This is a genomic window from Nocardioides sp. Z35_8, assembly GCF_059621125.1.
On the sequence record NZ_JCAQIE010000001.1, the window covers coordinates 1,453,023 to 1,478,464 of the forward strand.

Here is a 25,442-nt window from a genome sequence, read left to right on the forward strand (position 1 = left end):
TTGACGGGTGCGAAGCCGTGCGCGCACAATTCAACACATGATGAAAAACGTGGTGGAGGTGCGCGACCTCGTCGTCGTGCGGGGCGAGCGCGAGGTGCTGCCGGGCATCTCCCTCGACGTGTGGCCCGGGGTCACCGGGCTGCTCGGGCCGAGCGGCTGCGGCAAGACCACCCTGATGCGGTGCCTGGTCGGGGCACAACGGGTCAGGTCGGGCGCCGTCGAGGTGCTGGGGGAGCCGGCGGGCAGCCGCCCGCTGCGCACGCGGGTCGGCTACGTGACGCAGGCCGCCAGCGTCTACGACGACCTGACCCTCGGCGAGAACCTCACCTTCTTCGCCCGCGTGCTCGGCGTCGACCGCGACCAGGTGGACCGGGCGGTCGCCGCGGTCGGGCTCGACGACCACCGCGACCAGGTCGTGGGCCGGCTCTCCGGCGGCCAGCGCAGCCGGGCCAGCCTCGCCGTCGCGCTCCTCGGCACGCCCGACCTGCTGGTGCTCGACGAGCCGACGGTCGGGCTCGACCCGGTGCTGCGGCGCGACCTGTGGGAGCTGTTCCACCGCATCGCCGACGGCGGCGCCGCCGTGCTGGTCTCGAGCCACGTCATGGACGAGGCCGAGCGGTGCCACCGGCTGCTGCTGATGCGCGAGGGCCGGATCATCGCCGACGGCTCGCCCGAGGAGATCCGCACCCGGACCGGCGCCCGCGACGTCGAGGAGGCCTTCCTCCACCTCGTCGAGCAGCGCGGGGACGCCGCATGAGCACCCGCGTCACGCTCGCCGTCGCCGGTCGCGTGCTGACCCAGGTCCGTCGCGACCACCGCACCCTGGCCATGCTGCTGATCGTCCCGTGCGTCCTGATCACCCTGCTGTGGTGGATGTTCGAGGACGTCCCCGGCGACGCCTTCGACCGCTTCGGTCCAGGCCTGCTGGCGATGTTCCCCTTCATCGTCATGTTCCTGGTGACGAGCGTGACGACGCTGCGCGAGCGCTCCTCCGGCACCCTCGAGCGGCTCCTGACGATGCCGCTGGGCAAGCTCGACCTGCTGCTGGGCTACGCGCTGGCGTTCGGCCTGCTCGCCGCGGTGCAGTCGGTGCTGGCCGTGGCCGTGAGCGTCGGCCTGCTCGGACTGGACGTCGAGGGCCCGGTGTGGCTGCTCGGCGTGGTCGCGGTGGCCGACGCGGTCCTCGGCACCGCGCTCGGCCTGCTGGTCAGCGCCTTCGCGACCACCGAGTTCCAGGCGGTGCAGTTCATGCCGGCGTTCGTGCTGCCGCAGGTGCTGCTCTGCGGGCTCTTCGTGCCGCGCGAGGCGATGCCGACGGTGCTGGCGGCGATCAGCGACGTGCTCCCCATGTCGTACGCCGTCGACGCGATGCAGGAGCTGGTCGGCGCCGCCGACGTCGCCGCGGTGTGGCGCTCGGTCGCGGTGGTCGCGGGCTTCGCGATCGCCTCGCTCGCGCTCGGCGCGGCCACCCTCAGGCGCCGGACCCCCTGACCCGGCTGAAGAGCCACCCGCCCACCGCGAACAGGGCGGCGTACATCGCGGTCAGCATCACGACGTCGGCGATCGAGCCCGCCGTGTCGTCGGCGACGACCAGCACGACGGCCACCGCGCCCGCCACGACGGTGGCCACCGCCGCGCTGCCCAGGGCGAGCACCATGCCGCGCGGTCGGAGGCGGGTGGCCGCCGCGACGACGAGCAGCGCCGCCGGCGCGGCCAGGTAGAGCCAGTCGCGCTCGCCGTCGCCCACGATGCCCAGGGCGCCGATGCCGAGCAGCAGGAACGCCACGGTGCCGGCCGACACGGCCAGCGCGAGGGCGTACGTCGCGGTGTCGGACGGGAGCCGGGAGGGGCGGCGGGAGGTCATTCCTCGACGCTAGGAGGGGGCGCGCTCGGGCGGGTGGAGGAGCCGTGAAGGTGTGGTGGAGGGTCGGCGTAGCCTTGCCGCCATGTCGTTGCTCCGCCAGCCGATCCTCCTCCTCGCCCGCAGCCAGGGGGTCCAGCGGCTCGTCTCCACGATGCCCGTGTCGAGCTCCGTGGTGAGGAGTTACGTGCCCGGCGAGACGACGGCCGACGCGGTCGCGGCGACCTCCACGCTCGTCGAGGACGGCCTGCGGGTCTCGCTCGACTACCTCGGCGAGGACACGACCGACGCGGCCCTGGCCGACGCCACCGTCGCCGCCTACAAGGAGCTGCTCGCCGACCTCGCGGCCAAGGGCCTGGCGCCCCAGGCCGAGGTGTCGGTCAAGCTCACCGCCATCGGTCAGTCGCTGCCCGACAACGGCCACAAGGTGGCGCTCGAGAACGCGCGCGACATCTGCCGCGCCGCCCGCAACGCCGGCACGACGGTGACCCTCGACATGGAGGACCACACCACCACCGACTCGACGCTGGCGATCCTGCGCGAGCTCCGCAAGGACTTCCCCGAGACCGGGGCGGTGCTGCAGGCGATGCTGCGCCGCACGGAGGCCGACTGCCGTGCGCTGGCCTACGAGGGCTCGCGGGTGCGGCTGTGCAAGGGCGCCTACATGGAGCCCGAGCGGGTCGCGTTCCAGGACCGCGCCGACATCGACAAGTCCTACGTGCGGTGCCTCAAGGTGCTGCTCGGCGGCCAGGGCTACCCGATGATCGCCACCCACGACCCGCGGATGGTGAAGATCGCCTCGGCGCTGGCGAGCCGCTTCGGCCGCCGCCCGGGCACCTACGAGTTCCAGATGCTCTACGGCATCCGGCCCGAGGAGCAGAGGCGACTGGCCGCGGCGGGCGAGAGCGTGCGCGTCTACATCCCCTACGGCACCGAGTGGTACGGCTACCTGATGCGCCGCCTCGCCGAGAAGCCCAGCAACCTCGCGTTCTTCGCGCGCTCGCTGGTCTCGAAGAAGTAGCCGACGCAGTAGATTGCCGACATGAGCACAGGGATCATCGGCGCCGGCGTGATGGGGGAGACCCTGCTGTCCGGGCTGGTGCGCGCCGGTCGGCGGGTCGACCAGCTCATGGTCGGCGAGAAGCGGGCCGAGCGGGCCCGTGAGCTCGAGGAGCGCTACGGCGTCGCCGTGGTCTCCAACCGCGAGGCCGCCGCCAAGGCCGACACCGTGGCACTCGTGGTCAAGCCGCAGGACATGGCCGACGTCCTCGAGGAGATCGCCCCCGAGCTGCGGGCCGGCCAGCTGCTGGTCTCGCTGGCCGCCGGCATCACGACGGCCTACATCGAGTCGCGGGTGCCCGACGGGGTCGCCGTCGTCCGCGTCATGCCCAACACCCCGGCGCTCGTCGACGAGGGGATGGCCGCGATCGCGCCCGGCTCGCACTGCGACGACTCGCACCTCGCCGAGGCCGAGTCGTTGATGGCGTCGACGGGCAAGGTGCTGCGCATCCCCGAGAAGCAGATGGACGCGGTCACCGCGATCTCCGGCTCGGGCCCGGCCTACATCTTCTTCGTCGTCGAGTCGATGATCGAGGCGGGCGTGCACCTGGGGCTGCCCCGGGCCACCGCGACCGACCTCGTCGTGCAGACGCTCGTCGGCTCCGCCGCGATGCTCCGCGAGACCGGCAGCCACCCCGTCGTGCTGCGCGAGCAGGTCACCTCTCCCGGCGGCACGACCGCCTCCGCGCTGCGCGAGCTGGAGGTCCACCGCGTGCGGGCCGCCTTCCTGGCGGCGATGGAGGCCGCGCGCAACCGATCCCGTGAGCTGGCCGAGGGCAGCTGACGCGCGACAACCCGACCGCCGGGGGCGGAGTTCTGGTGGGTGTGACGAAAGACCCGACCCGATGATCGCCCGCGCCGAGCAGCCCGCCTTCGACGCGTTCGTCCGCCGGTCCTCCGACCGGCTGCTCCGCACGGCGTACCTGCTGTGCGGGGACCGTGGACACGCCGAGGACATCGTGCAGACGGCCCTGCTGCGCACCGCGCGCCGCTGGCCGAGCGCACGTCGCGAGCCCGAGGCGTACGCCAGGCGTGTGGTCGTCAACCTCGCCAAGGACCGCTGGCGGGCGTTGGGCCGGCGGCCGGGCGAGGCCCCGCTGGAGGCCGACGTGGCCGTGCCGGTGACCGACGGGGTGGCCGACCGCGACCAGATCCTGCGCGCCGCACGGCAGCTGCCCGCCGGGCAGCGCGCGGTGCTGGTGCTGCGGTACTTCGACGACCTCAGCGTCGCCGACACCGCCGCGGCGCTCGGGTGCTCGACGGGGACGGTCAAGTCACAGACCGCACGCGCCTTGGAACGACTCCGGGCCGCACTCACCAGTGACAGGGAGAAGACCGATGCTCACCGACGATGACCTGACCCGCCGGCTCCGCGCCGCGTTCGCCGAGGAAGCCGCCGACCTCACCTACGCCGGCCCCGTCCCGCGGGCGCGGACCCGGCCCGCGTGGGCCCGTCCGGGACTGCTGGCCCTCCCCGTCGCGGGAGCGGTGGCCGCCGCCGCGCTGGTGGCCGGCTCCACCGGCCCCTCGACCGCGCCCCCCGCCCCGTCGCCGACGGCGGCCGACGCCTCCTCGTCGCCGGCCGGCGTGCGCACGGTGGCCGAGGAGATCCGGCTCGCCGGGATGACCTTCACCGTCGAGCGGGACGCCGACGACGTCGCCGTGGGGGACCAGCTCCTCCGCGTCTACGACCCCGGGCAGCTGCCCGACTGGGCGCGCACCGTCGAGCTCGAGGCCGGTGCCGCCGCGAAGGTGTGGGTCGGCACCGACCCCGCCACCGGGTCGACCGTCCTGCTGGTGCAGTCGCCCGTGCGGTGGGGTGGACGGCTCACCGGGCTCGCTTCGCCGTCGATCAGCGTCGAGCAGATGGAGTCGATCGCCCGCACCGGCCGGCTGTCGTGATCGTCCCGGCGCTCGGACAACCGCCGGGGTGGGAGTAACGTCCGCCGCATGGAGTGCGACGGGCCTGCGTCAGTGGTGTTCGACCAGACCCTGACGGAGTACGACTTCGGTCCCACCCACCCGATGTCGCCCGTGCGCGTCGACCTGACCATGCGCCTCGCCGACGAGCTCGGCGTGCTGGACGGCCTCAAGCGCGTCGACGCCCCCGTGGCGACCGACGAGCAGATCGCCACGGTGCACGAGCGCGGCCTCATCGACGCCGTCACGCGGGCCGGGGCGACGCCCGGCTTCGAGGACGCCGCGCGGGGCCTCGGCACGGACGACGACCCCGTCTTCGCCGACATGCACCGCGCCAGCGCCCACGTGGTGGGGGCGACCCTGGAGGCGTGCCGCCAGGTGTGGAGCGGGGAGTCGCTGCACTCGGTCAGCATCGCCGGCGGCCTGCACCACGCGATGCCCGGCAAGGCGAGCGGGTTCTGCATCTACAACGACGTCGCGGTCGGGATCACCCAGCTGCTGGCCGACGGCGTCGAGCGGGTCGCCTACGTCGACATCGACGTCCACCACGGCGACGGCGTCGAGAAGGTCTTCTGGGACGACCCGCGCGTCCTCACCGTCTCCCTGCACGAGACCGGGCAGATGCTCTTCCCCGGCACCGGCTTCCCGAGCGACGTCGGCGGCAAGGGCGCCGAGGGCACCGCCGTCAACGTGGCGCTGCCGCCCGGCACCTCCGACGCCGGCTGGCTGCGCGCCTTCCACGCGGTCGTGCCGCCCGTGCTGCGCGAGTTCGCGCCCCAGGTGCTCGTCACCCAGCACGGCTGCGACTCCCACATGAACGACCCGCTCGCCCACATGATGCTGAGCGTGGACGGCCAGCGCGCGGCCTACCTCGCGCTGCACGAGCTGGCGCACGAGGTGGCCGACGGGCGCTGGGTCGTCACCGGCGGCGGCGGCTACGCCGTCGTCGACGTCGTGCCGCGCGCGTGGACGCACCTGCTGGCGATCGTCGCGGGCTCCCCGCTCGACCCCGAGCTGTCGACGCCGCCCGGGTGGCGGGCGTACGTCGAGGAGGTGCTCGGGGCCACCCCGCCGCACCGGATGACCGACGGCCGGACCCCGGCCTACCGCGACTGGGCGTCGGGCTACGACCCCGAGACCTGGCTCGACCGGGCCATCAACGCCACCCGCAGCGAGGTGTTCCCGCTGCACGGCCTCGACCCGCTGCCCTGACCCGGCTTGACCCGGAGGGCGGTCGATGCAACCCGACACGCCGACGTCCCACAAGTTTCTCCAGCGTTCCTCTTCCCCACGCGTCACGCGAGCCCTATTGTCAGCGGGAGCGGCACGCCTGTGACGCCGGTGGGGAAGCCGGCGCCGTTCCGCGCAGAAGGATCGGTGCACACACACGATGGCTGACAACACCCCAGGCGACCTCTCCGAGGCGCATTTCCTGACCATCGCCGAGGTCGCGGCCCGCATGCGGGTCTCGAAGATGACGGTCTACCGGCTCGTGCACGGGGGTGAGCTCCCCGCCGTCCGCGTGGGCCGCTCGTTCCGCGTCCGCGAGGACGACGTCAACGACTACCTCCGCAAGAGCTTCTACAACGCCGGCTGAGCCGCCGGATCCACGGGTCCGACTCGATTCCGCGGTCCCCGCACCCGGCAAGTAGGGTGTGCGGGTCCGACCGACGCACACGTCGGTCGCAAGGAAAGGTCTGAATCACGTGGGTTCTGTCATCAAGAAGCGGCGCAAGCGCATGGCCAAGAAGAAGCACCGCAAGCTTCTCAAGAAGACGCGCGTCCAGCGGCGCAAGCTCGGCAAGTAACACCCCTCGACCATGGGGCGGGTCGTGCTGGTCACCGGGATCTCCCGGGACATCGGGCGACGATTCGCGCGCGCCGCGGCTGCCGACCCGTCCATCGATCGAGTCATCGGCGTGGACGCCGTCCCGCCGCGTGGTGACATCGGCGACGTCTCGTTCGTCCGGGCTGACATCCGCAACCCGGTCATCGCCAAGGTCATCGCCAAGGAGGACGTCGACACCGTCGTCCACATGAGCCTGATCGCCACGCCCGGCTCCGCCGGCGGGCGGGGGACGATGAAGGAGCTCAACGTCATCGGCTCCATGCAGCTGCTCGCTGCGTGCCAGAAGTCGGCGACCGTCGAGCGGCTGGTCGTGAAGTCGACGACCACCGTCTACGGCTCAGGTCCCCGCGACCCGGCGATGTTCACCGAGGACATGGGGCCCAAGCGCCTGCCCTCGTCGGGCTACGGCAAGGACGTCTACGAGATCGAGGGCTACGTGCGCGGCTTCGCCCGCCGACGTCCCGACGTCGACGTCACGATGATCCGGGCGGCCAACGTCGTGGGCCCCCACGTCACCAGCCCGCTCACCGGCTACTTCCGGCTGCCCGTGATCCCGCGGGTGCTGGGCTTCGACCCCCGCCTGCAGCTGCTGCACGAGGACGACCTGATGCGGGTGCTGCGCCACGCGGCGACCAGCGGCATCCCCGGCACCTTCAACGTCGCCGGCGACGGGGTGATGACGCTGAGCCAGGCCGTACGCCGCCTCGGCAAGCCGTCGGTCGCCCTGCCGGGCTTCGCCGTCGGACGGCTCGGCGCCACCATGCGACAGGCCCGCGTCTCGGACTTCTCCCCCGAGCAGCTGGGGTTCCTCACCTACGGTCGAGGGGTGGACACCACCCGGATGCGCACCGAGCTGGGCTTCGAGCCGCGCTTCACCACGGCCGAGGCGTTCGCCGACTTCTGCCGCGAGCTGGTCCCCGCGCGGGAAGGGGCCTGACGTGCCCGAGGAAGCCCGGCGCCCCGCCGGCGACGACGCCGTCGTCATCCCGATCGGCACCGGCGGCCGACCCGGCCGCGGCACCGGCCGCACCCGGCCGTCCTCGGCGGCGCGCGACCTGGCCCCGTCCCCGCGCAGGTCCGGCGGGAGCGGGACGGCCGGCAAGCCGACGGGCAAGCCGGCGGGCAAGGCGGCGGGCAAGGCGGCGGGCAAGGCGACGCCCGGCCCGGAGCACGCGGCGGGCGCCGCCGCCAGCGCCCCGGGTGACGAGCCACGCGGTGCGGCGACCGGGGCCGACGAGCCCGCCGAGGCCCCGACCACCGGGATCCCGCTCGGCGACTGGGTGGCGGCGTTCCAGGGCGCGGCCCACGAGGTCTTCGGCGCCGACTGGGAGCGACGCCTCGCCGAGCTGATGGCGTTCTGCCGCCGGCGCCTCGAGGGCGACTACGAGGTCGACGACTACGGCTTCGACAGCGAGCTGACCGAGCGGTTCTTCATGGCCGCGCTGCGCCCGGTGGCGGAGAAGTGGTTCCGGCTCGAGGTGCGCGGGCTCGACAACCTGCCCACCGAGGGCGGTGCGCTCGTGGTCTCCAACCACTCCGGCACGGTGCCCCTCGACGGGCTGATGACGATGCTGACCGTGCACGACCGCACCGGCCGGTTCCTGCGCCCGCTCGGGGCCGACCTGCTCTTCCGGCTGCCGTTCGTCAGCTCGCTGGCACGCAAGGGCGGCGCCACCCTCGCCTGCACCGAGGACGCGGAGCGGATGCTGTCCGGCGGCGAGCTCGTCGGGGTCTGGCCGGAGGGCTTCAAGGGCATCGGCAAGCCGTTCAGCGAGCGCTACCGGCTCCAGCGCTTCGGGCGCGGCGGGTTCGTCTCGGCGGCGCTGCGCACCGGCGTGCCGATCATCCCGCTGTCGGTGGTCGGCGCCGAGGAGATCTACCCCATGGTCGGCAACGTGCCGTCGCTGGCGCGGCTCCTCGGGCTGCCCTACATCCCGATCACGCCGTTCTTCCCGTGGCTGGGCCCGCTCGGCCTGGTGCCGCTGCCCTCCAAGTGGATCCTGGAGTTCGGTGAGCCGATCCGCACCGACGCCTACGAGCCGGGCGAGGCCGATGACCCGATGCTGGTCTTCAACGTCACCGACCAGGTGCGCGAGACCATCCAGCACACGCTGTTCAGCCTGCTCCGCGAGCGCGGCGGCGTCTTCGGCCAGGAGCCCGGCTAGGGCAACAGCCCGCCGGTCGCGTTGCCGAGCGTGCCGCCGGTGAGCCCGTCGAGGGTGCCGGTGACCTCGCCGATGAGCCCGCCGGTGGCGTCGTCGACGCCGGAGGTGAGCCCGCCCAGGGCGCCGCCCGTGGCGTCGTCGAGCTGGCCGGTGAGGGCGCCGGTGGTGTCGGTGAGGCTGTCGGTCGTGTCGGTGAGCGGGTCGGGGATGCCGTCGGTGGGGTCCTTGACCGGCCTGGTCGGCTGCGGCTTGGTCGGCTCCGGCGTGGTGGGGTCGGTGCCGGTCGGGACGGTGCCGGTCGGGACGGGCAGCGAGGGGGTCGGCGTCGGCCTGACCGAGGTCGAGGGACCGGGCGTCGGCACGCCCTGCTGCGGGTCGAGTGCCTCGGGCACCCGGATCCCGGTGAGGTCCTGTCCGGAGATCGGGGCGCCCTCGAGGCTCAGGTCGTCGACGTCGAGGCCGGCGACCAGGTCGTCGAGGGTGCTGGTGAGGAGGAACTCCGGCGTGGTGGTGATGCCGCCCGCGCAGCCGCGGCAGGTGGTGCTGACCTCCAGGTCGAGGTCGGCGAGGGTGCGTCCGGCGGCCAGCAGGGCGTCGCGGGCGCTGGCGGGCAGCTCTCCGTCGAGCCGCTCGAGCCGCTCCATGCTCGTGACGGTGAAGTCGCGGGCGAGCTGCGCGTCGCGGTCGCTGCCGGTGTCCTCGTAGGCCGACAGCAGGCTGCGCACGCCCTCGCTCGACTGGTCGGTGAACGCGTCGAGGGTGTCGGGGACGAGCCGGTCGCGACCGGCCGCGTCGCCGGCGGCGAGCTCCTCGACCTCGGCGAGCCGGGTCCTGGCCTGGGCGAGGAGGGCCCGGCCACGGCCGGCGTCGTCGTCGGCGAGACGCACCTGGGCCGACTCGATCCCGCGCTTGACGCCGTAGAGCGACTCGCCCGGCAGGGCGGACTGGGCAGCGACGGCCATCGTGGCCGCGGAGCCGACGAGGGCGGCCCCGCCGAGCAGGGCACCCACGGTGCGGCGGCGCGTGCGCGACGGGGCGGGCATCGCCAGTCGCTCGGGTGCCGCGGGCGGCCCGGCGAGGACGGTGTCGGCCTCGGCCATCAGGCGCTCGCGCAGCGCCGCGACGAACTCGGGCCTCGGCTCCACCGGTGGCACGTCGCGCAGGTCGGCGACGACGTCGAGCAGCGGGGCGTACTGCCGGGCCTCACGCTCGGTGAGCTCGCGGCCGGCGTCACGCGACAGGAGCGCCTCGAACTCGTCGGCGCGCCGACGAGTCGGGAAGGCGGGCGTCATCACGGTCGTCCTGTCTCACTGCTGGCCGGTCCTCCCAGAGGGGGGAACGAGCCAGGAGGGGCCGGGGTTACGGGGCGGGTCATGGGTCCCGCATCCCCTCTGGCATCAGCTTGGCCAGGTTGCGCACGCCGCGCAGCTGCAGCTGCTTGACCGCGCCGTCGGAGCGGCCCAGGGCCAGTGCGGTCTCGGCGACCGTGAAGCCCTGCAGGAACCGCAGGACGAGGCACTCGCGCTGGTCGGTGGGCAGCTCGGCGAGCGCCTCGAGGAGCACCTCGTTGGTGAGGCTCGCCAGCACCGCGCCCTCGGGACCCTCGGTGGCGTCGTCGTGCGGGGTCATGTCCTCGGTGGTCATCTCGAGGCGGGTGCGCCCGGCCTTGAAGTGGTCGGTGGTGAGGTTGCGCGCGATCGTCATCAGCCAGGCGCCGAAGTCCTTGCCCTGCCAGCGGAAGCTGGTGATGCTGCGCAGCGCGCGCAGGAAGGTCTCCGAGGCGAGGTCCTCGGCGAGCGTCTGGGAGCGGGTGCGGTGGTGGAGGAACCGGTAGACCGAGGCCTGGTAGTGGTCGTAGAGGAGGCCGAACGCCTCCTTGTCGCCCGAGCGCGCGAGCTCCACCAGCGCGATCAGGCGCTCGCGGTCGGCCTCGTCGCCCTCCGAGGACGCGGCCCGGTCCTCGTCGCCCACGCGTCCGGGTCCGCCGGAGGAGCCGCCCAGCGAGTCGCCGGAGGGGCCGCCGACCGAGGCACCCCGCGCGGCCGTCTCGGAGAGCAGGACGCGACCCGTGGGGCGACCGGCGGGCTGGAGGGCCGGGGACGCGGCGAGGGCGGCGAGGACCGCGCGCCGGAGCGCGGCCATGCCTTCGTCGAAGGCATGCGGTAGGTCGTTCGTCGACCGCATGCGGTGTCCCCTCCCGGTCGCAGCGAGTCCCACGATAGGTCGCTGCGGGGGTGTTGGGAACCCGCGGGCAACTGCCGGTTACCGGGTCACGACGCGCGGCGTCCGCGCAGGCCGACACCGGCGGCTACGGCGCCCGTGACGGCACCCGCGGCCGCTGCGCCCAGGAGTCCGGCGCGGGCGGCCTTGCGGCCGGTGCGGTAGTCGTGGACGCGCCAGCCGTGGGCCCTGGCGTGGGTGCGCAGGCGGGCGTCGGGGTTGATGGCGCACGGGTCGCCGACCAGCGACAGCATCGGGAGGTCGTTGCTGGAGTCGGAGTAGGCCGAGCAGCGGGCGAGGTCGAGGCCCTCGCGCACGGCCAGCGCCCGGATCGCCTCGGCCTTGGCGGGGCCGTGCAGCAGGTCGCCGACGAGCCGGCCGGTGTAGACGCCGTCGACGTGCTCGGCGACCGTGCCCATCGCGCCGGTGAGCCCGAGCCGCCGGGCGATGACGCTGGCGATCTCGATCGGCGCCGCGGTCACCAGCCACACCCGCTGGCCCTCGTCGAGGTGGAGCTGGGCCAGGGCGCGCGTGCCCGGCCAGATGCGGTGCGCCATGCCCTCCTCGAAGATCTCCTCGGTGAGCTCCTCGAGCTCGGCGGTGGTGTGGCCGGCGATGAAGGACAGCGCCGAGGCACGCGCCTCCGCGACGTGCTCGGGGTCCTCGATGCCGGCGACGCGGAAGTAGGCCTGCTTCCACGCGGCCGAGGCGATCTCGCGGGTGGTGAAGAACTGGCGGCGGTAGAGGCCGCGGGCGAGGTGGAAGATGCTCGCGCCCTGCATCACCGTGTTGTCCACGTCGAAGAACGCCGCCGCGGTGGGGTCGAGCGGGGTGAGGAGCGCGTTCTCGACGTCGGCCGAGGCCGCCGCGGCCTCGCCCGCGAGGGCCGAGCGCTGCTGCAGGTTGAGGCGCCGGGATCGCTCGGACGGGGTCACCCGGCCAGCCTAGCTGTGGAAGGATCGGTGCATGCCGCGCGACGACATCTCCGCGTTGGTGGCCGAGGCAGCCGCCGACGTCCCCGACCGGCAGGCCCTCGTGGAGAGCGGCGGACGCTCCCTCACGTGGTCACGGCTCGAGGACGAGGTCGGCCGCATCGCGACCGGCCTGGGAGCCAGGGGCATCCGCGCCGGCCAGCGGGTGATGATCGCGGTCGGCAACCGCATCGAGTTCGTCACGACCTACCTCGGCGTGCTGCGGGCGCAGGTCGTCGCCGTACCGGTCAACCCGCGGTCGACGCCCGGCGAGCTCGCCCGGATGGTCGCCGACTCCGGCACCCGGCTGCTGGTGACCGACGAGACCGCGCTCGACGTGGTACGCGAGGCGCTGGCCGGGCTCGACCCCGAGCTCGCCAGGCCGCTGGTCGTGGTCACGGGCGCCGCGCCCGGCGACGGCGAGGTGGCCTTCGATGACCTCCGCGCCGACGTCGTACGCCCCGTCCCGCCGCTGCCGGACCCCGAGAAGCTCGCCGCCCTGCTCTACACGGGCGGCACCTCGGACCTCCCGCGGGCCGCGATGCTCAGCCACCGGGCGCTGCTGGCCAACATCGAGCAGGTCGCGGCCGTCGAGCCGCCCATGATGCACGGCGACGACGTGGTGCTCGGCGTGCTCCCGCTCTTCCACGTCTACGGGCTCAACGCGGTGCTCGGCGGGGTGCTGCGCCACCGGGCGCGGCTGCTGCTGGTCGAGCGGTTCGAGCCGCAGGCCGTGCTCGACCTCATCGACGACGAGGCCTGCAGCGTGGTGCCCGTCGCCCCGCCCGTCTTCGCGCGCTGGCTGCCCGACGAGCACCTGCGCGAGCGGCTCGGCCCGGTCCGGCTCGTGCTCTCCGGCTCGGCGCCGCTCGAGGCGGCGGTGGTCGAGGAGTTCACCTCCGTCACCGGGATCCCGGTGCACCAGGGCTACGGGCTCACCGAGGCCGCGCCGGTGGTGACCAGCACGTTGTGCAGCCGCGACCCGCGTCCCGGGTCGCTCGGTGCGGCGCTGCCGGGCATCGAGCTGCGGCTGGTCGACGAGACCTGGGGGCAGGTCGAGGGCGAGGACCCCGGCGAGATCCAGGTGCGCGGCGCCAACCTCTTCAGCGGCTACTGGCCCGACGGCGCCGACGGCCCCGACGAGGAGGGGTGGTTCGGCACGGGCGACGTCGGCTTCCTCGACGCCGACGGTGACCTCTTCCTCGTCGACCGCATCAACGACCTCGTCATCGTCAGCGGGTTCAACGTCTACCCGACCGAGGTCGAGGACGTCCTGCGCGAGGTCGACGGCGTCGCCGACGCCGCGGTCATCGGCGTGCCCGACGAGACGACCGGTGAGGCCGTCGTGGCCTACGTGGTCGCGTCCGCCGACGCCGAAGCGCCCGCCGACCTCGAGCACGCCGTCCGCTCCCACGCCGAGGAGCGGCTCGCGCGCTTCAAGCAGCCCTCCCGCGTCGAGGTCGTCGAGGCGCTGCCCGTCACGCTGACCGGCGCGGTGCAGAAGGGCCGGCTGCGCACCCTCGAGCGACGTCGTACGCGGGGGCTGCTCGCGTGACGGCCCCCCGCGTCACCCTCTACACCCGTCCCGGCTGCCACCTGTGCGACGACGCCCGCGAGGTGATCGCCCGCGTCTGCGCCGACGTCGGCGAGTCCTTCGAGGAGGTCGACATCACCACCGACGGCGACCTCGAGGACCGCTTCAGCGAGGACATCCCGGTGACCTTCGTCGACGGCCGGCAGCACGACTTCTGGCGGGTCGACGAGACGCGCCTCCGCGCCGCCCTCGGGGCCTGACCCGATCTGTCGCGCCCGCGCCCGCTGGGTCGCCTGATCTGTTGGAGTCCCCGCTCGAGCGGGGACTCCGACAGGACCGTGGAGCATCCGAGCCACCAGGTGGCGTGGAACTGCCACGATCTCCGCGAGGGCGCCGTTCCGGCCGGGGGAAGCGGATCGGGGCGCCGCGTGTTGGGGAAGGGGTGAGGCTCTCCCTCCTCGACCGCTCCCGGACCCGCCGCGGTCTGCCCGACTCCGCCGCGATCGACGCCACGGTCGAGCGGGCGGTGGCGGCCGAGCGGCTCGGCTACGACCGGTTCTGGGTGGCCGAGCACCACGGCGTGCCCGGGATCGCGTCGGGGTCGCCGGCCGTCCTGCTGGCGGCGATCGGGGCGCGCACCACCCGGATCCGGATCGGGTCGGGCGGGGTGATGCTGCCGCTGCACCAGCCCGTCGTGGTGGCCGAGCAGTTCCTCGTCCTCGACGCTCTGCATCCCGGCCGCGTCGACCTCGGGCTCGGCCGCTCGCTGGGCTTCACGCCGCCGGTGCGCCGCGCCCTGCGCCGCGACGTCGAGGACCCCGACACCTTCGAGGCCGACCTCGTCGAACTGCGTCGTCACCTCGACGGCACCGCCGAGGTGACCGCGCGTCCGGCCACCGGCCGGCGGGTGCCGATGCACCTGCTCGCCACCGGTCGGGGACTCGAGGTGGCGGCCCGCCTCGGCCTGCCGGTCGTCGTGGGCGGCCCGATCCTCGACTCCGACGAGCTCGCCGACGCGCTGGCGGCCTACCGCCGCTCGTTCCGCCCGCACGAGGACAGCCGACCTCGGGTGACGGTCGCGCTCGACGTGCTGCTGGCGGACGACGACGCGACCGCGCTTGACCTCGCCCTGCCGGAGGCGTGGGCGATGGCGATGTCGCGCCAGGCGGGCGAGTTCCCGCCGCTCGACAGCGTCGCCGACATCCGCGCCGCCGAGTGGACCAGCCAGGTACGCCGTCGCGTCGAGGCGTCGCTCGCGCGCGCCGTGGCCGGCAGCCCTCACACAGTCCGCCGGCGCATCGAGGAGCTGGCCGAGCGCAGCGGCGCGGACGAGCTGCTGGCCAGCACCTTGACGTACGACCGCGAGGCCCAGCTCGCGTCGGACCGGATCCTGCGCGACGTCGTCGGAGGGTGACAGCGCCGCGCCCGACGCTCGGGCAGGCGGGGCCGTGGGGCGCCTAGGCTCGGCGCCATGCGCCTGCTCGTCACGTTCGTCGGGGGCCTCGGCCACCTGGCTCCGCTGCTCCCGCTGGCACGCGCGGCGCGCGACGCCGGGCACGAGTGGCCGTCGCGGGGTCCGGAGGGCTGGTCCCCCAGATCGAGGAGTCCGGTTTCACCGCGTTCGCGACGAGCCCCCAGCCACACCACGACCAGGTGTCCGCGAGCCAGGGGCGCACCCCGCTGGCGGTGATGGACGCCCGCGCGACCGAGCGCGAGTTCGCCGACAACTTCGCCGACCGGGGAGCGCGCCGGATGGCGCTCGCCGTCCCCGACGTGATCCGCGCGTGCGGCCCCGACCTCGTGCTGCGCGACGAGACCGACCTGGGCACGACCGTCGCCGCCGAGCTGCTCGACGTGCCGGTCGCCACCCACCTCGTGCTCGCCGCCGGCCTGCTGCTCCGTCCGGAGCTCGTCGCGCCCCGGCTCGACGCCGTACGCGCCGAGCACGGGGTGGCGCCGGACCCCGGTCTCGCCAGGCTGACCTCGGGACTGGTGCTGAGCGACGCGCCGCCGTCGTTCCGGAGCCCGCAGTCGCCGCTCCGGCTCGAGCCGACCCACTACCGATCGACCGACGCGCCGTCCGACGACCGGCGCACGGACCGGCCGCGCATCTACGTCACCCTCGGCACGATCTTCAACGCCGCGTCGGGCGATCTCTTCGAGCGCATCCTGACCGGGCTCGCCACCCTCGGCGTGGACGTCGTGGCCACGGTCGGGCGACGGACCGACCCGGCCGACCTCGGTCCCCAGCCGCCGCACGTGCGGGTGGAGCGCTTCGTCGCGCAGCACGAGCTCCTGCCGCACGTCGACCTGGTCGTCTCGCACGGGGGCTCGGGGAGCCTGATGGCGACGCTCGCCCACGGGGTGCCGTCCCTGCTCCTGCCCCTGGGGGCCGACCAGCCGCACAACGCCGGGCGCGCCGCCGAGCTGGGCCTCGCCGCCGTGCTCGACGCCTCCACCGTCGGGCCCGCGGAGGTCGCGTCGGCCGCGCGCGAGCTCCTCGCCGACCGAGCGGTGCGGGAGCGGTGCGCGCCGTCGCCGGGGAGCTGCGCGCCCTGCCCGACACGTCGCTCGCCGTCGCGGCGCTGGAGCGCGCCGCGTCCTGACTCGCGCCACGAGCCGTGCCGGAGCCGCGTCCGTGTAGTGCCTCCGGCACCCGCGCGCAAGTCGGGAGACCCCCGCGTGAGGTGGCTCTTCTCACATGTGGTAGCCCGCACTCCTGCCGTTTTGTTCTCCCGTTCACAAACTCCTACAGTGGCGGGGTCCACGCGAGGTTCGCTGGGACTGGAAAGAAGCAGCTGTGACCGCACGGACCCCCGACTCCTCCCGGGACATTCCCGAGGCGACCGTCGCCAGGCTTCCCGTGTATCTGCGAGCCCTGACCGGCCTTGCCGAGGGCGGCACCACCACCTGCTCCAGCGAGGAGCTCGCGGCGACCGCGGGCGTCAACAGCGCCAAGCTCCGCAAGGACCTGTCCCACCTCGGCAGCTACGGCACCCGCGGCGTGGGCTACGACGTGGAGTACCTCCGCTACCAGATCGCCCGCGAGATCGGCCTGACCCAGGACTGGCCCGTCGTCATCGTCGGCATCGGCAACCTCGGCCACGCCCTGGCCAACTACTCCGGCTTCCGCAGCCGCGGCTTCCGGGTCGTCGCCCTCCTCGACGCCGACACGGCGCGACACGACGAGGTCGTCGCCGGCCTCGAGGTCCGCTCCTTCGAGGACCTCGAGTCGATCGTGTCCGAGAAGGCCGTCTCGATCGGTGTCATCGCGACCCCCGCCGTCGCCGCCCAGGCGGTCGCCGACCGGATGGTCGCCGCCGGCATCACCAGCATCCTCAACTTCGCCCCGGCCGTCCTGACGGTGCCCGACGGCGTCGACGTCCGGAAGGTGGACCTCTCCATCGAGCTCCAGATCCTGGCCTACCACGAGCAGCGCAAGTCGGTCACGCCCGGATCGGAGGTCGTGTCGTGAGCGTGCTCGTGGTGGGGATCTCCCACAAGTCCGCCCCGGTCGGGCTCCTCGAGCGGCTCGCCCTCGACGGCGACGGCACGGTCAAGCTGATCGACGACGCGATGGCCGGCGAGCACGTCTCGGAGGCGACGGCCATCGTGACCTGCAACCGCCTCGAGGTCTACGCCGAGGTCGACCGCTTCCACGGCAGCGTGGAGGACCTGTCGGGCCTCCTGGTCGCGCGGGCCGAGCAGCCCGCCGAGGCGCTGCTGCCCCACCTCTACGTCCACTACGACGAGGGTGCGGTCTCCCACCTGTTCCAGGTCGCCGCGGGCCTCGACTCGATGGTCGTCGGCGAGGGCCAGATCCTCGGCCAGACCCGTGAGGCGCTGCGCGTCGGGCAGGAGAACGGCACCGTCGGCCCGGCGCTCAACACGCTCTTCCAGCAGGCGCTGCGCGTGGGCAAGCGTGCCCACGCCGAGACCGACATCGACCGTGCCGCCCCCTCTCTGGTCACCGCCGCCCTCGAGCGCAGCTCGGTGTCGGTCGCCGGAGCCCGCACGCTCGTGATCGGCGCCGGCGCGATGGCCTCCCTCGCGGTCGCCCACCTCTCGCGCAGCGGCGCCGCCAGCATCGCGGTGCTCAACCGCACGGCCGGTCGCGCCGACCGGCTCGCCGACGAGTACGGCGCCGCGTCGGTGCCGCTGACGGCCCTCGGCGAGGAGCTGGCCACCGCCGACCTCGTCATCTCGTGCACCGGCGCCCCGGAGCCGCTGGTCCGCCTCGGCGACGTGGTCACCGCGCGCGGCTCGAGCGACCGGCCGCTCACCGTCATCGACCTGGCCCTGCCCCACGACGTCGACCCGTCGCTCGGCGACCTGCCCGGGGTCGAGCTGATCAACCTGGCCGGGCTCGCCGACGAGCTGCGCGGCCTCGAGGCCACCGCCGGCGTCGACGACGTGCGCACCATCGTCGGGCAGGAGATCAGCGCGTTCCTCGCCGTACGACGCCAGGCGAGCGTGACCCCCACCGTGGTCGCCCTCCGCTCGATGGCCACCTCGGTCGTCGACGCCGAGATGGACCGGCTGTCCACCCGACTGCCCGACCTCGACGACGCCACCCGCGCGGAGGTCCTGCACACCGTGCGCCGGGTCGCCGACAAGCTCCTCCACGAGCCCACCGTCCGGGTCAAGGAGCTCGCCGACGCCGAGCCGGCCGTGTCCTACACCGCCGCGCTCGCCGAGCTGTTCCGCCTCGACCCCGAGGCCGTCGACGCCATCTCGCGAGCGGAGGGACAGCAGTGAGCACCCCACGACGTTCTTCTCCCCCGCTGCGCTCCCCCGAACGACGCCGCGAGGACCCCGCATGAGCAGCCAGCAGACCCGGCCGCTGCGCCTCGGCACCCGCGCCTCGGCCCTCGCCACCACCCAGTCGGGGCTCGTCGCCGACCTCGTCCGCCGACGGCTCGGCCGCGAGGTCGAGCTCGTCGAGGTCTCCACCGAGGGTGACCGCAGCGCGGCCCCGCTCGCCCAGATGGGCGGCACGGGTGTGTTCGTCAGCGCCCTGCGCGACGCCCTCCTCGACGGACGTGTCGACTTCGCGGTGCACTCGCTCAAGGACCTGCCCACCACCCCCGCCGACGGCATCGCCCTGGCCGCGATCCCGCCCCGGGAGGACCCCCGCGACGTCGTCGTCGCCCGTGACGGCCTCACCCTGGGCGAGCTGCCGGCCGGCAGCCGCCTCGGCACCGGATCGCCGCGCCGCGTCAGCCAGCTCGCGGCCCTCGGCCTGGGCCTGGAGCTGGTCGGCATCCGCGGCAACGTCGACACCCGCATCCGCAAGGTCCGCAGCGGCGAGGTCGATGCGATCGTGCTCGCCCGGGCCGGCCTGTCCCGTCTCGGCCGCCTCGACGAGGCCACCGAGGTGCTCGACCCGCTCCAGATGCTGCCGGCACCCGGTCAGGGAGCCCTGGCCGTCGAGTGCCGCTCCGACGACGCCGAGCTGGTCGAGGCGCTGGCACGACTCGACGACCCCGCCACCCGCGCCGCGGTCACGGCTGAGCGCGCGGTCCTGTCCACCCTCGAGGCCGGCTGCTCGGCTCCGCTGGGTGCCCTGGCCGACGTCGTCGAGGGAGAGGCCGGCGAGGAGCTCTGGCTGCGCGCCGTGGCCCTCTCCGAGGACGGCGGCCTCTCCGTGCGCAGGAGCGCCACCGGCCCGGTCGACGAGCCCGCACGACTCGGTACACGCCTCGCGAGCGAGATGCTCGACGAGGGAGCAGCAGACCTGATGGAAGCACCACCAGTGAGGAATCAGCACGCATGACGCGAGTACAGACCCCCCAGGCCAGCACCGCGCCCACCCCGGCCCAGGGTTGGGTGTCGTTCGTCGGCAGCGGACCGGGTGACCCCGGCCTGCTCACGGTGCGCGCCGTGGAGCTCCTCCAGAGTGCCGAGGTGATCGTCACCGAGGCCCCCGAGCACGTCGCCCTGGTCCGTTCGGTCCTCGGCCTCGTCGAGGGCCCGGACGGCTTCGAGGCAGGCCCCGAGATCGTCGACGGCGGCTTCGGCGAGGACGGCCAGCCGCTCACCCACGCCGCCCGCGCCAAGGTCGTGGTGCGCCACGGCAAGAAGCAGCGCGTGGTCCGCCTGATGACCGGTGACCCGTTCCTCTACGCCTCCGGTCCCGAGGAGGCGCAGGCCTGCGTGAAGGCGGGCGTCGGCTTCGAGGTCGTCCCCGGCGTCTCGTCGGTGAGCGCGGTCCCGGCCTACGCCGGCATCCCGCTGACCACCAAGCGCCACCGGGAGATGGCCGTCGTCACCTGCGGCGAGAAGGTCGACTGGAGCGTCTACGCCGACGACCGCACCCTCGTGCTGCTCTCCGGCGTCGGCAGCATCGGCGAGACCGCGGCCGCCCTCGTCGAGGCCGGCCGCTCGCCCGAGACGCCCGTGGCGATGACCCAGGTCGGCACCACGACCGAGCAGCGCACCCTCATCTCCACCCTCGCCAACGTGGCCGCCGACGTGCGGGCCGCCCGCGTCGCGCCGCCGGCGATCACGGTCATCGGCGACGTCGTCGACCTGCGCCAGACGCTGTCGTGGTTCGAGACCAAGCCGCTCTTCGGCTGGCGCGCCCTGGTGCCCCGCACCAAGGAGCAGGCGGGCTCGCTCTCGCGCCGCCTGCGCGAGTACGGCGCCGTGCCCGAGGAGGTGCCGACCATCTCGGTCGAGCCGCCGCGCAACCCGCTCCAGATGGACAAGGCCGTGCGCGGCCTCGTCGAGGGACGCTACGAGTGGATCGCCTTCACCTCGGTCAACGCCGTCAAGGCCGTGCGCGAGAAGTTCGAGGAGTACGGCCTCGACGCCCGCGCGTTCTCCGGGCTGAAGATCGCCGCGGTGGGCGACAAGACCGCCCAGGCGATCGCCGACTGGGGCCTGCGCGCCGACCTGGTGCCGTCCGGTGAGCAGTCCGCCGCCGGCCTGCTCGAGGAGTGGCCGCCCTACGACGAGGTGCTCGACCCGATCAACCGGGTCTTCCTGCCCCGCGCCGACATCGCCACCGAGACCCTCGTCGCCGGCCTGGTCGACCTCGGCTGGGAGTGCGACGACGTCACGGCCTACCGCACGGTGCGCGCCACGCCGCCGCCAGCGCCCGTCCGCGACGCGATCAAGACCGGCAAGTTCGACGCGGTCGTGTTCACCTCGTCCTCCACGGTGCGCAACCTCGTCGGCATCGCCGGCAAGCCGCACCCCTCGACGGTCATCGCGGTCATCGGCCCGCAGACCGCCAAGACCGCGGAGGAGCACGGCCTCCGGGTCGACGTGCTCGCTCCCACGCCCGACGTCGAGGTGCTCGTCGACGCGCTGGCCGACTTCGGTGCCGCCCGGCGCCTGGCGATGGTGGAGGCCGGCGAGCAGGTGACCCGCCCGAGCGAGCGCACCGCGTCCGGGCGCCGCAAGGCCCGCGCCAAGTAGTCGACCGACACCCGCAGCCGCCGCTGGGGAAGGATGGACCCGTGACCGACGACCACCACGTCCAAGGACCGACCATCCGCCCCCGGCGGCTGCGACGCACGCCCGCGCTGCGCCGGATGGTCGCCGAGACCCACGTCGTGCCCAGCTCGCTGGTCCTGCCGGTCTTCGTGCGCGAGGGACTGGCCGAGCCGCACCCGATCTCGTCGATGCCCGGCGTCGTGCAGCACTCGCGCGACTCCCTCAAGCAGGCGGTCACCGAGGCGGCCGAGCTCGGCCTCGGTGGCGTGATGCTCTTCGGCATCCCCGAGCACAAGGACGCGACGGGCTCCGGGGCGATCGACCCCGGCGGGGTGCTCAACCTCGCCATCACCGACGTCGTGGCCGAGGTGGGCGACCAGCTCACCGTCATGTCCGACCTCTGCCTCGACGAGTTCACCGACCACGGCCACTGCGGCCTGCTCACGCCGGACGGCGAGGTCGACAACGACCAGACCCTGGCCGCCTACGCGCAGATGGCCCTCGCCCAGGCCGCGGCCGGCGTCGACATGGTCGGCCCGAGCGGGATGATGGACGGCCAGGTCGCGGTCGTGCGCCGCGCGCTCGACGTCGCCGCGCACAGCGACGTCTCGGTGCTGGCCTACTCCGCCAAGTACGCCTCCGCCTTCTTCGGCCCGTTCCGCGAGGCCGTGGACTCCTCGCTGGTCGGTGACCGACGCACCTACCAGCAGGATCCGGCCAACGCGCTCGAGGGCGTCCGGGAGGTGCTCCTCGACGTCGCCGAGGGTGCCGACATCGTCATGGTGAAGCCGGCCCTGCCCTATCTCGACGTCGTGCGCCGGGTGCGCGACGCGGTCGACGTGCCCGTCGCCGCCTACAACGTCTCCGGCGAGTACGCCATGCTCGAGGCCGCCGCGGCCAACGGCTGGATCGACCGGGAGGCGGCGATCCTGGAGACGCTCACCTCGATCCGTCGCGCGGGCGCCGACGTCATCCTCACCTACTGGGCCTCCGAGGCCGCCCGCCTGCTGCGCCGCTGACCTGGTCCGTCGACCGCTCGCGGGTCAGGGGTTGAGCAGGGCCGCGATGCAGGCGTCGAGGCGGAGCGGGTCGGACACCAGGCACTGGGCGTGCGCCTGCGCCCAGGTGAGCGTCTGACCGATCGGCTGCGTCGGGACGAGCGTCGGGACCGTGGTGGGCACCGAGGTCGGGGTCTGGGTCGGGGTCTGGGTCGGGGTCGCCGTGGGGTCCTTCGTCGGCGACTGCGTGGGCGTCTGCGTCGGATTCTGGGTCGGCGTCTGGGTGGGGGTCTGGGTGGGCGTCTGCGTCGGATTCGGCGTCGGCGTCTGGGTGGGCGTCGGGTCCTTGGTGGGCGACGAGTCGCCGTCCCCGCCGCCACCGTCGTCGACGCCCTGGCCGCCGCCCGCGCCGTCGTCCCTCCCGCCGCCCTGGCCGCCGCCCCGGCCGGGGCCGCCGGTCGAGGTGGTGCTCGGGGAGGCGGAGACGGTGCCGGGGGGCAGGCTGAGGCTCGGGACGGCGCTGAAGTCGCCGTCGAGGTAGGCCCGCATGACCTCCAGCACCAGGTCGACGTAGTCGTTGGAGTGGTTGTAGCGGTAGACCGAGGCACGCTGGCCCTGCTCGCCCGACAGGTCGTCGTCGCCGGAGCAGAGGTAGACGGCCGTGGCGAGCGCGGCGTCGTCGACGTCCTGGGGGTCGCGGGTGCCGTCGGCGTCGCCGTCCACGCCGACGACCGACCAGGTCGAGGGGATGAACTGCATGGGCCCCACCGCGCGGTCGAAGCGGGTGTCACCGTCGTACTGCCCGGCGTCGGTGTCGACGATGCGCTGGGTGTCGCCGGTGCCGTCGAGCGCGACGCCGACGATGCCCGGGCGGGCCACGCCGTCCTCGTCGAGGGCGCTGCCCCCGAAGCGGCCGTGGTCGGACTCGACGCGCCCGATGGCGGCGACGAGCTCCCACGGCAGGTGGCACCCCGGGTCGGCCTTGTTGATCACGGCCTCGGCGCGCTGGTAGGCCGACAGCGCCGCCTGCGGGATGTCGCCCGCGGTGTCGGCGGAGAGGGTGGCGGTGCGGCTCACGGCGTCGCCCACGCTGGCGGGCGCCTCGATGGCGGCCTCGGGCAGCGCGGTGCCGTCGGGGAGCGTGCGGGAGCCGTCGGGGTCGGCGGTCGCGGTGCCGACGCCCGCACCGGAGAGGCTCGCCGTCCACGCCGCGGAGAGCACCGCCAGCGGGACGATGGCGATCGCGCGGCGCAGCCTGGCCGGACCCGCCATGCGCACCCCCTCGGTCGTCGTTCCCACCAAGTTACGCGTGCGCGGGCTGTGCGCCAACCCACACCCGGCCACCGGGGGCGGGCGCCGACTGGGTATCCCTTGCACACCTGCGTGACAATGACCCGGTGACCCCCGCGACCACATCCGCGACCACCACCTCGAGCACAGCGGCCAGTGAGGCCTGGTTCGAGCGTGCCCGTGCCGTGACGCCCGGCGGCGTGAACTCGCCGGTCCGCGCGTTCACCGCGGTCGGTGGGACGCCACGCTTCATCACCTCCGCGTCCGGGGCCTGGCTCACCGACGCCGACGGCAACGCCTACGTCGACCTGATCTGTTCGTGGGGCCCGATGCTGCTCGGTCACGCCCACCCCGAGGTGCAGGCGGCCGTGGCGGCCGCCGTGGCTCGCGGCACGTCCTACGGCACCCCCACCGAGCCCGAGGTCGAGCTGGCCGAGGAGATCGTGGCCCGCACCCCGGTCGAGCGGGTCCGCCTCGTCTCCTCCGGCACCGAGGCGACCATGTCGGCCATCCGCCTGGCCCGTGGGGCGACCGGTCGCGACCTCGTCGTGAAGTTCGCCGGCTGCTACCACGGCCACGTCGACCCGCTGCTGGCCGAGGCCGGCTCCGGCGTGGCGACGCTCGCCGTCCCCGGCACCAGCGGGGTGCCGGCCTCGTCGGCTGCGGAGACGCTGGTCCTGCCCTACAACGACCGCGAGGCGGTCCGGGCGGCCTTCGAGGTCCACGGCCCGCGCATCGCCTGCCTGATCACCGAGGCCTCGCCCGGCAACATGGGCGTCGTCCCGCCGGCCCCGGGGTTCAACGCGTTCCTCGCCGAGACCTGCCGGGCGCACGGCGCGCTGTTCATCAGCGACGAGGTGATGACCGGCTTCCGCGCCACCGCGCAGGGCGGCTGGGGGCTCGACGGGGCGATCGAGGGGTGGGCGCCCGACCTGATGACCTTCGGCAAGGTGATGGGCGGCGGCTTCCCGGCCGCGGCCTTCGGCGGCCGGGCCGACCTGATGGCCCACCTCGCGCCAGAGGGCCGCGTCTACCAGGCCGGCACGCTCTCGGGCAACCCGGTCGCGACCACGGCGGGGCTCGCCACGCTGCGGCTCGCGACCCCCGGGGTCTACGTGCAGCTCGACGCCACCGCGCGGACGATCCGCGCCGCCGTGGCCGAGCACCTCGAGGCGGCCGGCGTCCCCCACGTGGTCCAGACGGCCGGCACCATGTTCTCGGTGTTCTTCCGTGAGGCGCCGGTCCGCGACTTCGCCGAGGCGAGCGGGCAGGACACCGCGGCGTACGCCGCGTTCTTCCACGCGATGCTCGACCGCGGCGTCTACCTGCCGCCCTCGGCCTACGAGGCGTGGTTCGTCTCCGCCGCCCACGACGAGCGGGCGGTCTCCACCGTCATCGAGGCCCTGCCGGCCGCCGCCGCCGCGGCCGCAGCGGCGGGAGGTCACTGACATGGGTGTCCAGACGATCGTCCACCTGCTGCGCCACGGTGAGGTGCACAACCCCGACGGCGTGCTCTACGGCCGGATGGACGGCTTCCACCTCTCCGAGCTCGGCCAGCAGATGGCACGGCGCGTCGCCGCGACCATCGGCGACCGCGACATCGTGCACCTGCGCACGTCGCCGCTGGAGCGGGCGCAGGAGACCCTCGCGCCCCTCGCGACCCGGCTCGGGATCACCCCGCAGATCGACCCACGGGTCATCGAGTCCGGCAACAAGTTCCAGGGCGTCGACTTCAGCGCCGGCGCGATGACGTTCGTCAAGCGCCCCGACCTGCTGCGCCACATGTACAACCCGTTCCGACCGTCGTGGGGCGAGCCCTACGACGAGATCGCCGGGCGGATGGTGGCGGCGGTGCACGACGCCCGCGACGCGGCCGTCGGCCACGAGGCGGTGGTGGTCTCCCACCAGCTGCCGATCTGGACGACGCGGCTGTTCCTGGAGAAGCGCAGCTACCTCCACCACCCCAAGACCCGCCAGTGCACGCTGTGCTCGCTCACCAGCGTCGTGTTCGACGACGACCGGATGGTGCAGATCCGCTACTCCGAGCCGGCCGGCGACCTGATCCCGGTGGCCGACCGGTCCGCGCCGTTCTCCGCCGGTGGCGCTCCCCGGGAGGACCGGCCCTGACGCTC

Annotated in this window: 26 protein-coding genes and 1 pseudogene; 22 read left to right on the top strand and 5 right to left on the bottom strand. The window is 74.0% G+C overall.

The features are described from left to right. Positions 1-37: 37 nt before the first annotated feature. Together AC54T2_RS06975 and AC54T2_RS06980 are read left to right on the top strand one after the other, a co-directional pair. A complete protein-coding gene (locus AC54T2_RS06975; protein ID WP_489975686.1) occupies positions 38-757 on the top strand; it encodes an ATP-binding cassette domain-containing protein in 720 nt (239 codons plus the stop codon). Then, positions 754-1,491 (top strand): ABC transporter permease, encoded by a 738-nt coding sequence (locus AC54T2_RS06980; protein WP_496665845.1) that lies wholly within the window; start codon positions 754-756, stop codon positions 1,489-1,491. Before AC54T2_RS06975 ends, AC54T2_RS06980 begins: the two co-directional genes overlap by 4 nt. Here the strand turns inward: AC54T2_RS06980 and AC54T2_RS06985 are convergent. Beyond that, positions 1,472-1,864, bottom strand: coding sequence for a hypothetical protein (locus AC54T2_RS06985; RefSeq protein WP_186340127.1), 393 nt, complete (start codon positions 1,862-1,864; stop codon positions 1,472-1,474). The two genes, AC54T2_RS06980 and AC54T2_RS06985, sit on opposite strands and share 20 nt — an antisense overlap. Before the next feature lie 82 nt (positions 1,865-1,946). Between AC54T2_RS06985 and AC54T2_RS06990 the strand changes: the two genes are divergently transcribed. The 9 genes from AC54T2_RS06990 (at position 1,947) to AC54T2_RS07030 (ending at position 8,854) form a co-directional block, all read left to right on the top strand. Next, positions 1,947-2,882 carry a proline dehydrogenase family protein gene (locus AC54T2_RS06990; protein WP_222129350.1) on the top strand — a complete coding sequence of 312 codons (936 nt, stop codon included), beginning with the start codon at positions 1,947-1,949 and terminating at the stop codon, positions 2,880-2,882. Positions 2,883-2,903: 21 nt separating this feature from the next. Next, a complete protein-coding gene (gene proC, locus AC54T2_RS06995; protein WP_489975689.1) occupies positions 2,904-3,704 on the top strand; it encodes a pyrroline-5-carboxylate reductase in 801 nt (266 codons plus the stop codon). Between the two features lie 61 nt (positions 3,705-3,765). Next, complete coding sequence (locus AC54T2_RS07000) at positions 3,766-4,275, top strand: SigE family RNA polymerase sigma factor (RefSeq protein WP_186340129.1); 510 nt, start codon at positions 3,766-3,768, stop codon at positions 4,273-4,275. Then, on the top strand, positions 4,259-4,822 hold the full coding sequence (locus tag AC54T2_RS07005) for a hypothetical protein (RefSeq protein WP_496665846.1): 564 nt from the start codon (positions 4,259-4,261) through the stop codon (positions 4,820-4,822). The genes AC54T2_RS07000 and AC54T2_RS07005 overlap by 17 nt, the downstream gene beginning before the upstream one ends. A 48-nt stretch (positions 4,823-4,870) precedes the next feature. After that, positions 4,871-6,052 carry an acetoin utilization protein AcuC gene (locus AC54T2_RS07010; RefSeq protein ID WP_489975690.1) on the top strand — a complete coding sequence of 394 codons (1,182 nt, stop codon included), beginning with the start codon at positions 4,871-4,873 and terminating at the stop codon, positions 6,050-6,052. A 178-nt stretch (positions 6,053-6,230) separates the two neighbouring features. Next, on the top strand, positions 6,231-6,437 hold the full coding sequence (locus AC54T2_RS07015) for a helix-turn-helix domain-containing protein (protein ID WP_186340132.1): 207 nt from the start codon (positions 6,231-6,233) through the stop codon (positions 6,435-6,437). A gap of 109 nt (positions 6,438-6,546) precedes the next feature. Beyond that, positions 6,547-6,648, top strand: coding sequence for a 30S ribosomal protein bS22 (locus AC54T2_RS07020; RefSeq protein ID WP_008356322.1), 102 nt, complete (start codon positions 6,547-6,549; stop codon positions 6,646-6,648). Between the two features lie 12 nt (positions 6,649-6,660). Continuing rightward, positions 6,661-7,626, top strand: coding sequence for an SDR family oxidoreductase (locus AC54T2_RS07025; RefSeq protein WP_186340133.1), 966 nt, complete (start codon positions 6,661-6,663; stop codon positions 7,624-7,626). Position 7,627: 1 nt separating this feature from the next. Further along, a complete protein-coding gene (locus AC54T2_RS07030) occupies positions 7,628-8,854 on the top strand; it encodes a lysophospholipid acyltransferase family protein (RefSeq protein ID WP_496665847.1) in 1,227 nt (408 codons plus the stop codon). Here AC54T2_RS07030 and AC54T2_RS07035 read toward each other — a convergent pair. From AC54T2_RS07035 to AC54T2_RS07045, 3 genes are all read right to left on the bottom strand, one after another. Continuing rightward, positions 8,851-10,146: a DUF5667 domain-containing protein gene (locus AC54T2_RS07035; RefSeq protein ID WP_496665848.1), complete on the bottom strand. Its 1,296-nt coding sequence runs from the start codon at positions 10,144-10,146 to the stop codon at positions 8,851-8,853. The two genes, AC54T2_RS07030 and AC54T2_RS07035, sit on opposite strands and share 4 nt — an antisense overlap. A 79-nt stretch (positions 10,147-10,225) precedes the next feature. Continuing rightward, the gene (locus AC54T2_RS07040; protein ID WP_186340135.1) at positions 10,226-10,996 is read right to left on the bottom strand and encodes a sigma-70 family RNA polymerase sigma factor; all 771 of its coding nucleotides are present in this window, start codon (positions 10,994-10,996) and stop codon (positions 10,226-10,228) included. Between the two features lie 128 nt (positions 10,997-11,124). Continuing rightward, the gene (locus AC54T2_RS07045; protein WP_186340136.1) at positions 11,125-12,009 is read right to left on the bottom strand and encodes an HAD family hydrolase; all 885 of its coding nucleotides are present in this window, start codon (positions 12,007-12,009) and stop codon (positions 11,125-11,127) included. Positions 12,010-12,040: 31 nt separating this feature from the next. On the opposite strand from AC54T2_RS07045, the gene AC54T2_RS07050 reads away from it, so the two are divergent. From AC54T2_RS07050 to hemB, 9 genes and pseudogenes are all read left to right on the top strand, one after another. Next, on the top strand, positions 12,041-13,600 hold the full coding sequence (locus AC54T2_RS07050; protein WP_496665849.1) for a class I adenylate-forming enzyme family protein: 1,560 nt from the start codon (positions 12,041-12,043) through the stop codon (positions 13,598-13,600). Next, the gene (locus AC54T2_RS07055) at positions 13,597-13,839 is read left to right on the top strand and encodes a glutaredoxin family protein (protein WP_186340138.1); all 243 of its coding nucleotides are present in this window, start codon (positions 13,597-13,599) and stop codon (positions 13,837-13,839) included. Before AC54T2_RS07050 ends, AC54T2_RS07055 begins: the two co-directional genes overlap by 4 nt. 182 nt (positions 13,840-14,021) lie before the next feature. Then, entirely contained in the window at positions 14,022-14,993 is a 972-nt protein-coding gene (locus AC54T2_RS07060; protein ID WP_496665850.1) for an MsnO8 family LLM class oxidoreductase, read from the top strand. A gap of 338 nt (positions 14,994-15,331) precedes the next feature. Then, a pseudogene (locus AC54T2_RS07065) lies at positions 15,332-16,051 on the top strand (glycosyltransferase); the annotation flags it as partial. A 328-nt stretch (positions 16,052-16,379) separates the two neighbouring features. Next, the gene (locus AC54T2_RS07070) at positions 16,380-17,054 is read left to right on the top strand and encodes a redox-sensing transcriptional repressor Rex (RefSeq protein ID WP_496665851.1); all 675 of its coding nucleotides are present in this window, start codon (positions 16,380-16,382) and stop codon (positions 17,052-17,054) included. Next, positions 17,051-18,337, top strand: coding sequence for a glutamyl-tRNA reductase (locus tag AC54T2_RS07075; protein WP_186340143.1), 1,287 nt, complete (start codon positions 17,051-17,053; stop codon positions 18,335-18,337). The genes AC54T2_RS07070 and AC54T2_RS07075 overlap by 4 nt, the downstream gene beginning before the upstream one ends. 61 nt (positions 18,338-18,398) lie before the next feature. Continuing rightward, a complete protein-coding gene (gene hemC / locus AC54T2_RS07080; RefSeq protein WP_186340144.1) occupies positions 18,399-19,355 on the top strand; it encodes a hydroxymethylbilane synthase in 957 nt (318 codons plus the stop codon). Further along, positions 19,352-21,004 carry a uroporphyrinogen-III synthase gene (locus AC54T2_RS07085; protein WP_489975696.1) on the top strand — a complete coding sequence of 551 codons (1,653 nt, stop codon included), beginning with the start codon at positions 19,352-19,354 and terminating at the stop codon, positions 21,002-21,004. The genes hemC and AC54T2_RS07085 overlap by 4 nt, the downstream gene beginning before the upstream one ends. A gap of 41 nt (positions 21,005-21,045) precedes the next feature. Next, entirely contained in the window at positions 21,046-22,041 is a 996-nt protein-coding gene (gene hemB, locus AC54T2_RS07090) for a porphobilinogen synthase (RefSeq protein WP_186340146.1), read from the top strand. Positions 22,042-22,065: 24 nt separating this feature from the next. On the opposite strand, the gene AC54T2_RS07095 is transcribed toward hemB, so the two are convergent. Beyond that, positions 22,066-23,292 carry a lytic transglycosylase domain-containing protein gene (locus tag AC54T2_RS07095; RefSeq protein WP_496665852.1) on the bottom strand — a complete coding sequence of 409 codons (1,227 nt, stop codon included), beginning with the start codon at positions 23,290-23,292 and terminating at the stop codon, positions 22,066-22,068. Between the two features lie 125 nt (positions 23,293-23,417). Here AC54T2_RS07095 and hemL point away from each other — a divergent pair, with 125 nt between their 5' ends. Together hemL and AC54T2_RS07105 are read left to right on the top strand one after the other, a co-directional pair. Beyond that, positions 23,418-24,758, top strand: a complete 1,341-nt coding sequence (hemL, locus tag AC54T2_RS07100) for a glutamate-1-semialdehyde 2,1-aminomutase (protein ID WP_496665853.1) — start codon at positions 23,418-23,420, stop codon at positions 24,756-24,758. A 1-nt stretch (position 24,759) separates the two neighbouring features. Further along, positions 24,760-25,437 (top strand): histidine phosphatase family protein, encoded by a 678-nt coding sequence (locus tag AC54T2_RS07105; RefSeq protein WP_489975699.1) that lies wholly within the window; start codon positions 24,760-24,762, stop codon positions 25,435-25,437. The last annotated feature ends 5 nt before the right edge of the window (positions 25,438-25,442 follow it).

Bases quoted from the DNA above. Each gene is read 5' to 3' on its own strand.
- AC54T2_RS06975 (WP_489975686.1), top strand. From the start codon at position 38: ATGATGAAAAACGTGGTGGAGGTGCGCGACCTCGTCGTCGTGCGGGGC.
- AC54T2_RS06980 (WP_496665845.1), top strand. From the start codon at position 754: ATGAGCACCCGCGTCACGCTCGCCGTCGCCGGTCGCGTGCTGACCCAG.
- AC54T2_RS06985 (WP_186340127.1), bottom strand. From the start codon at position 1,864: ATGACCTCCCGCCGCCCCTCCCGGCTCCCGTCCGACACCGCGACGTAC.
- AC54T2_RS06990 (WP_222129350.1), top strand. From the start codon at position 1,947: ATGTCGTTGCTCCGCCAGCCGATCCTCCTCCTCGCCCGCAGCCAGGGG.
- proC (WP_489975689.1), top strand. From the start codon at position 2,904: ATGAGCACAGGGATCATCGGCGCCGGCGTGATGGGGGAGACCCTGCTG.
- AC54T2_RS07000 (WP_186340129.1), top strand. From the start codon at position 3,766: ATGATCGCCCGCGCCGAGCAGCCCGCCTTCGACGCGTTCGTCCGCCGG.
- AC54T2_RS07005 (WP_496665846.1), top strand. From the start codon at position 4,259: ATGCTCACCGACGATGACCTGACCCGCCGGCTCCGCGCCGCGTTCGCC.
- AC54T2_RS07010 (WP_489975690.1), top strand. From the start codon at position 4,871: ATGGAGTGCGACGGGCCTGCGTCAGTGGTGTTCGACCAGACCCTGACG.
- AC54T2_RS07015 (WP_186340132.1), top strand. From the start codon at position 6,231: ATGGCTGACAACACCCCAGGCGACCTCTCCGAGGCGCATTTCCTGACC.
- AC54T2_RS07025 (WP_186340133.1), top strand. From the start codon at position 6,661: ATGGGGCGGGTCGTGCTGGTCACCGGGATCTCCCGGGACATCGGGCGA.
- AC54T2_RS07035 (WP_496665848.1), bottom strand. From the start codon at position 10,146: ATGACGCCCGCCTTCCCGACTCGTCGGCGCGCCGACGAGTTCGAGGCG.
- AC54T2_RS07040 (WP_186340135.1), bottom strand. From the start codon at position 10,996: ATGGCCGCGCTCCGGCGCGCGGTCCTCGCCGCCCTCGCCGCGTCCCCG.
- AC54T2_RS07050 (WP_496665849.1), top strand. From the start codon at position 12,041: ATGCCGCGCGACGACATCTCCGCGTTGGTGGCCGAGGCAGCCGCCGAC.
- hemC (WP_186340144.1), top strand. From the start codon at position 18,399: ATGAGCAGCCAGCAGACCCGGCCGCTGCGCCTCGGCACCCGCGCCTCG.
- AC54T2_RS07085 (WP_489975696.1), top strand. From the start codon at position 19,352: ATGACGCGAGTACAGACCCCCCAGGCCAGCACCGCGCCCACCCCGGCC.
- AC54T2_RS07095 (WP_496665852.1), bottom strand. From the start codon at position 23,292: ATGGCGGGTCCGGCCAGGCTGCGCCGCGCGATCGCCATCGTCCCGCTG.
- AC54T2_RS07105 (WP_489975699.1), top strand. From the start codon at position 24,760: ATGGGTGTCCAGACGATCGTCCACCTGCTGCGCCACGGTGAGGTGCAC.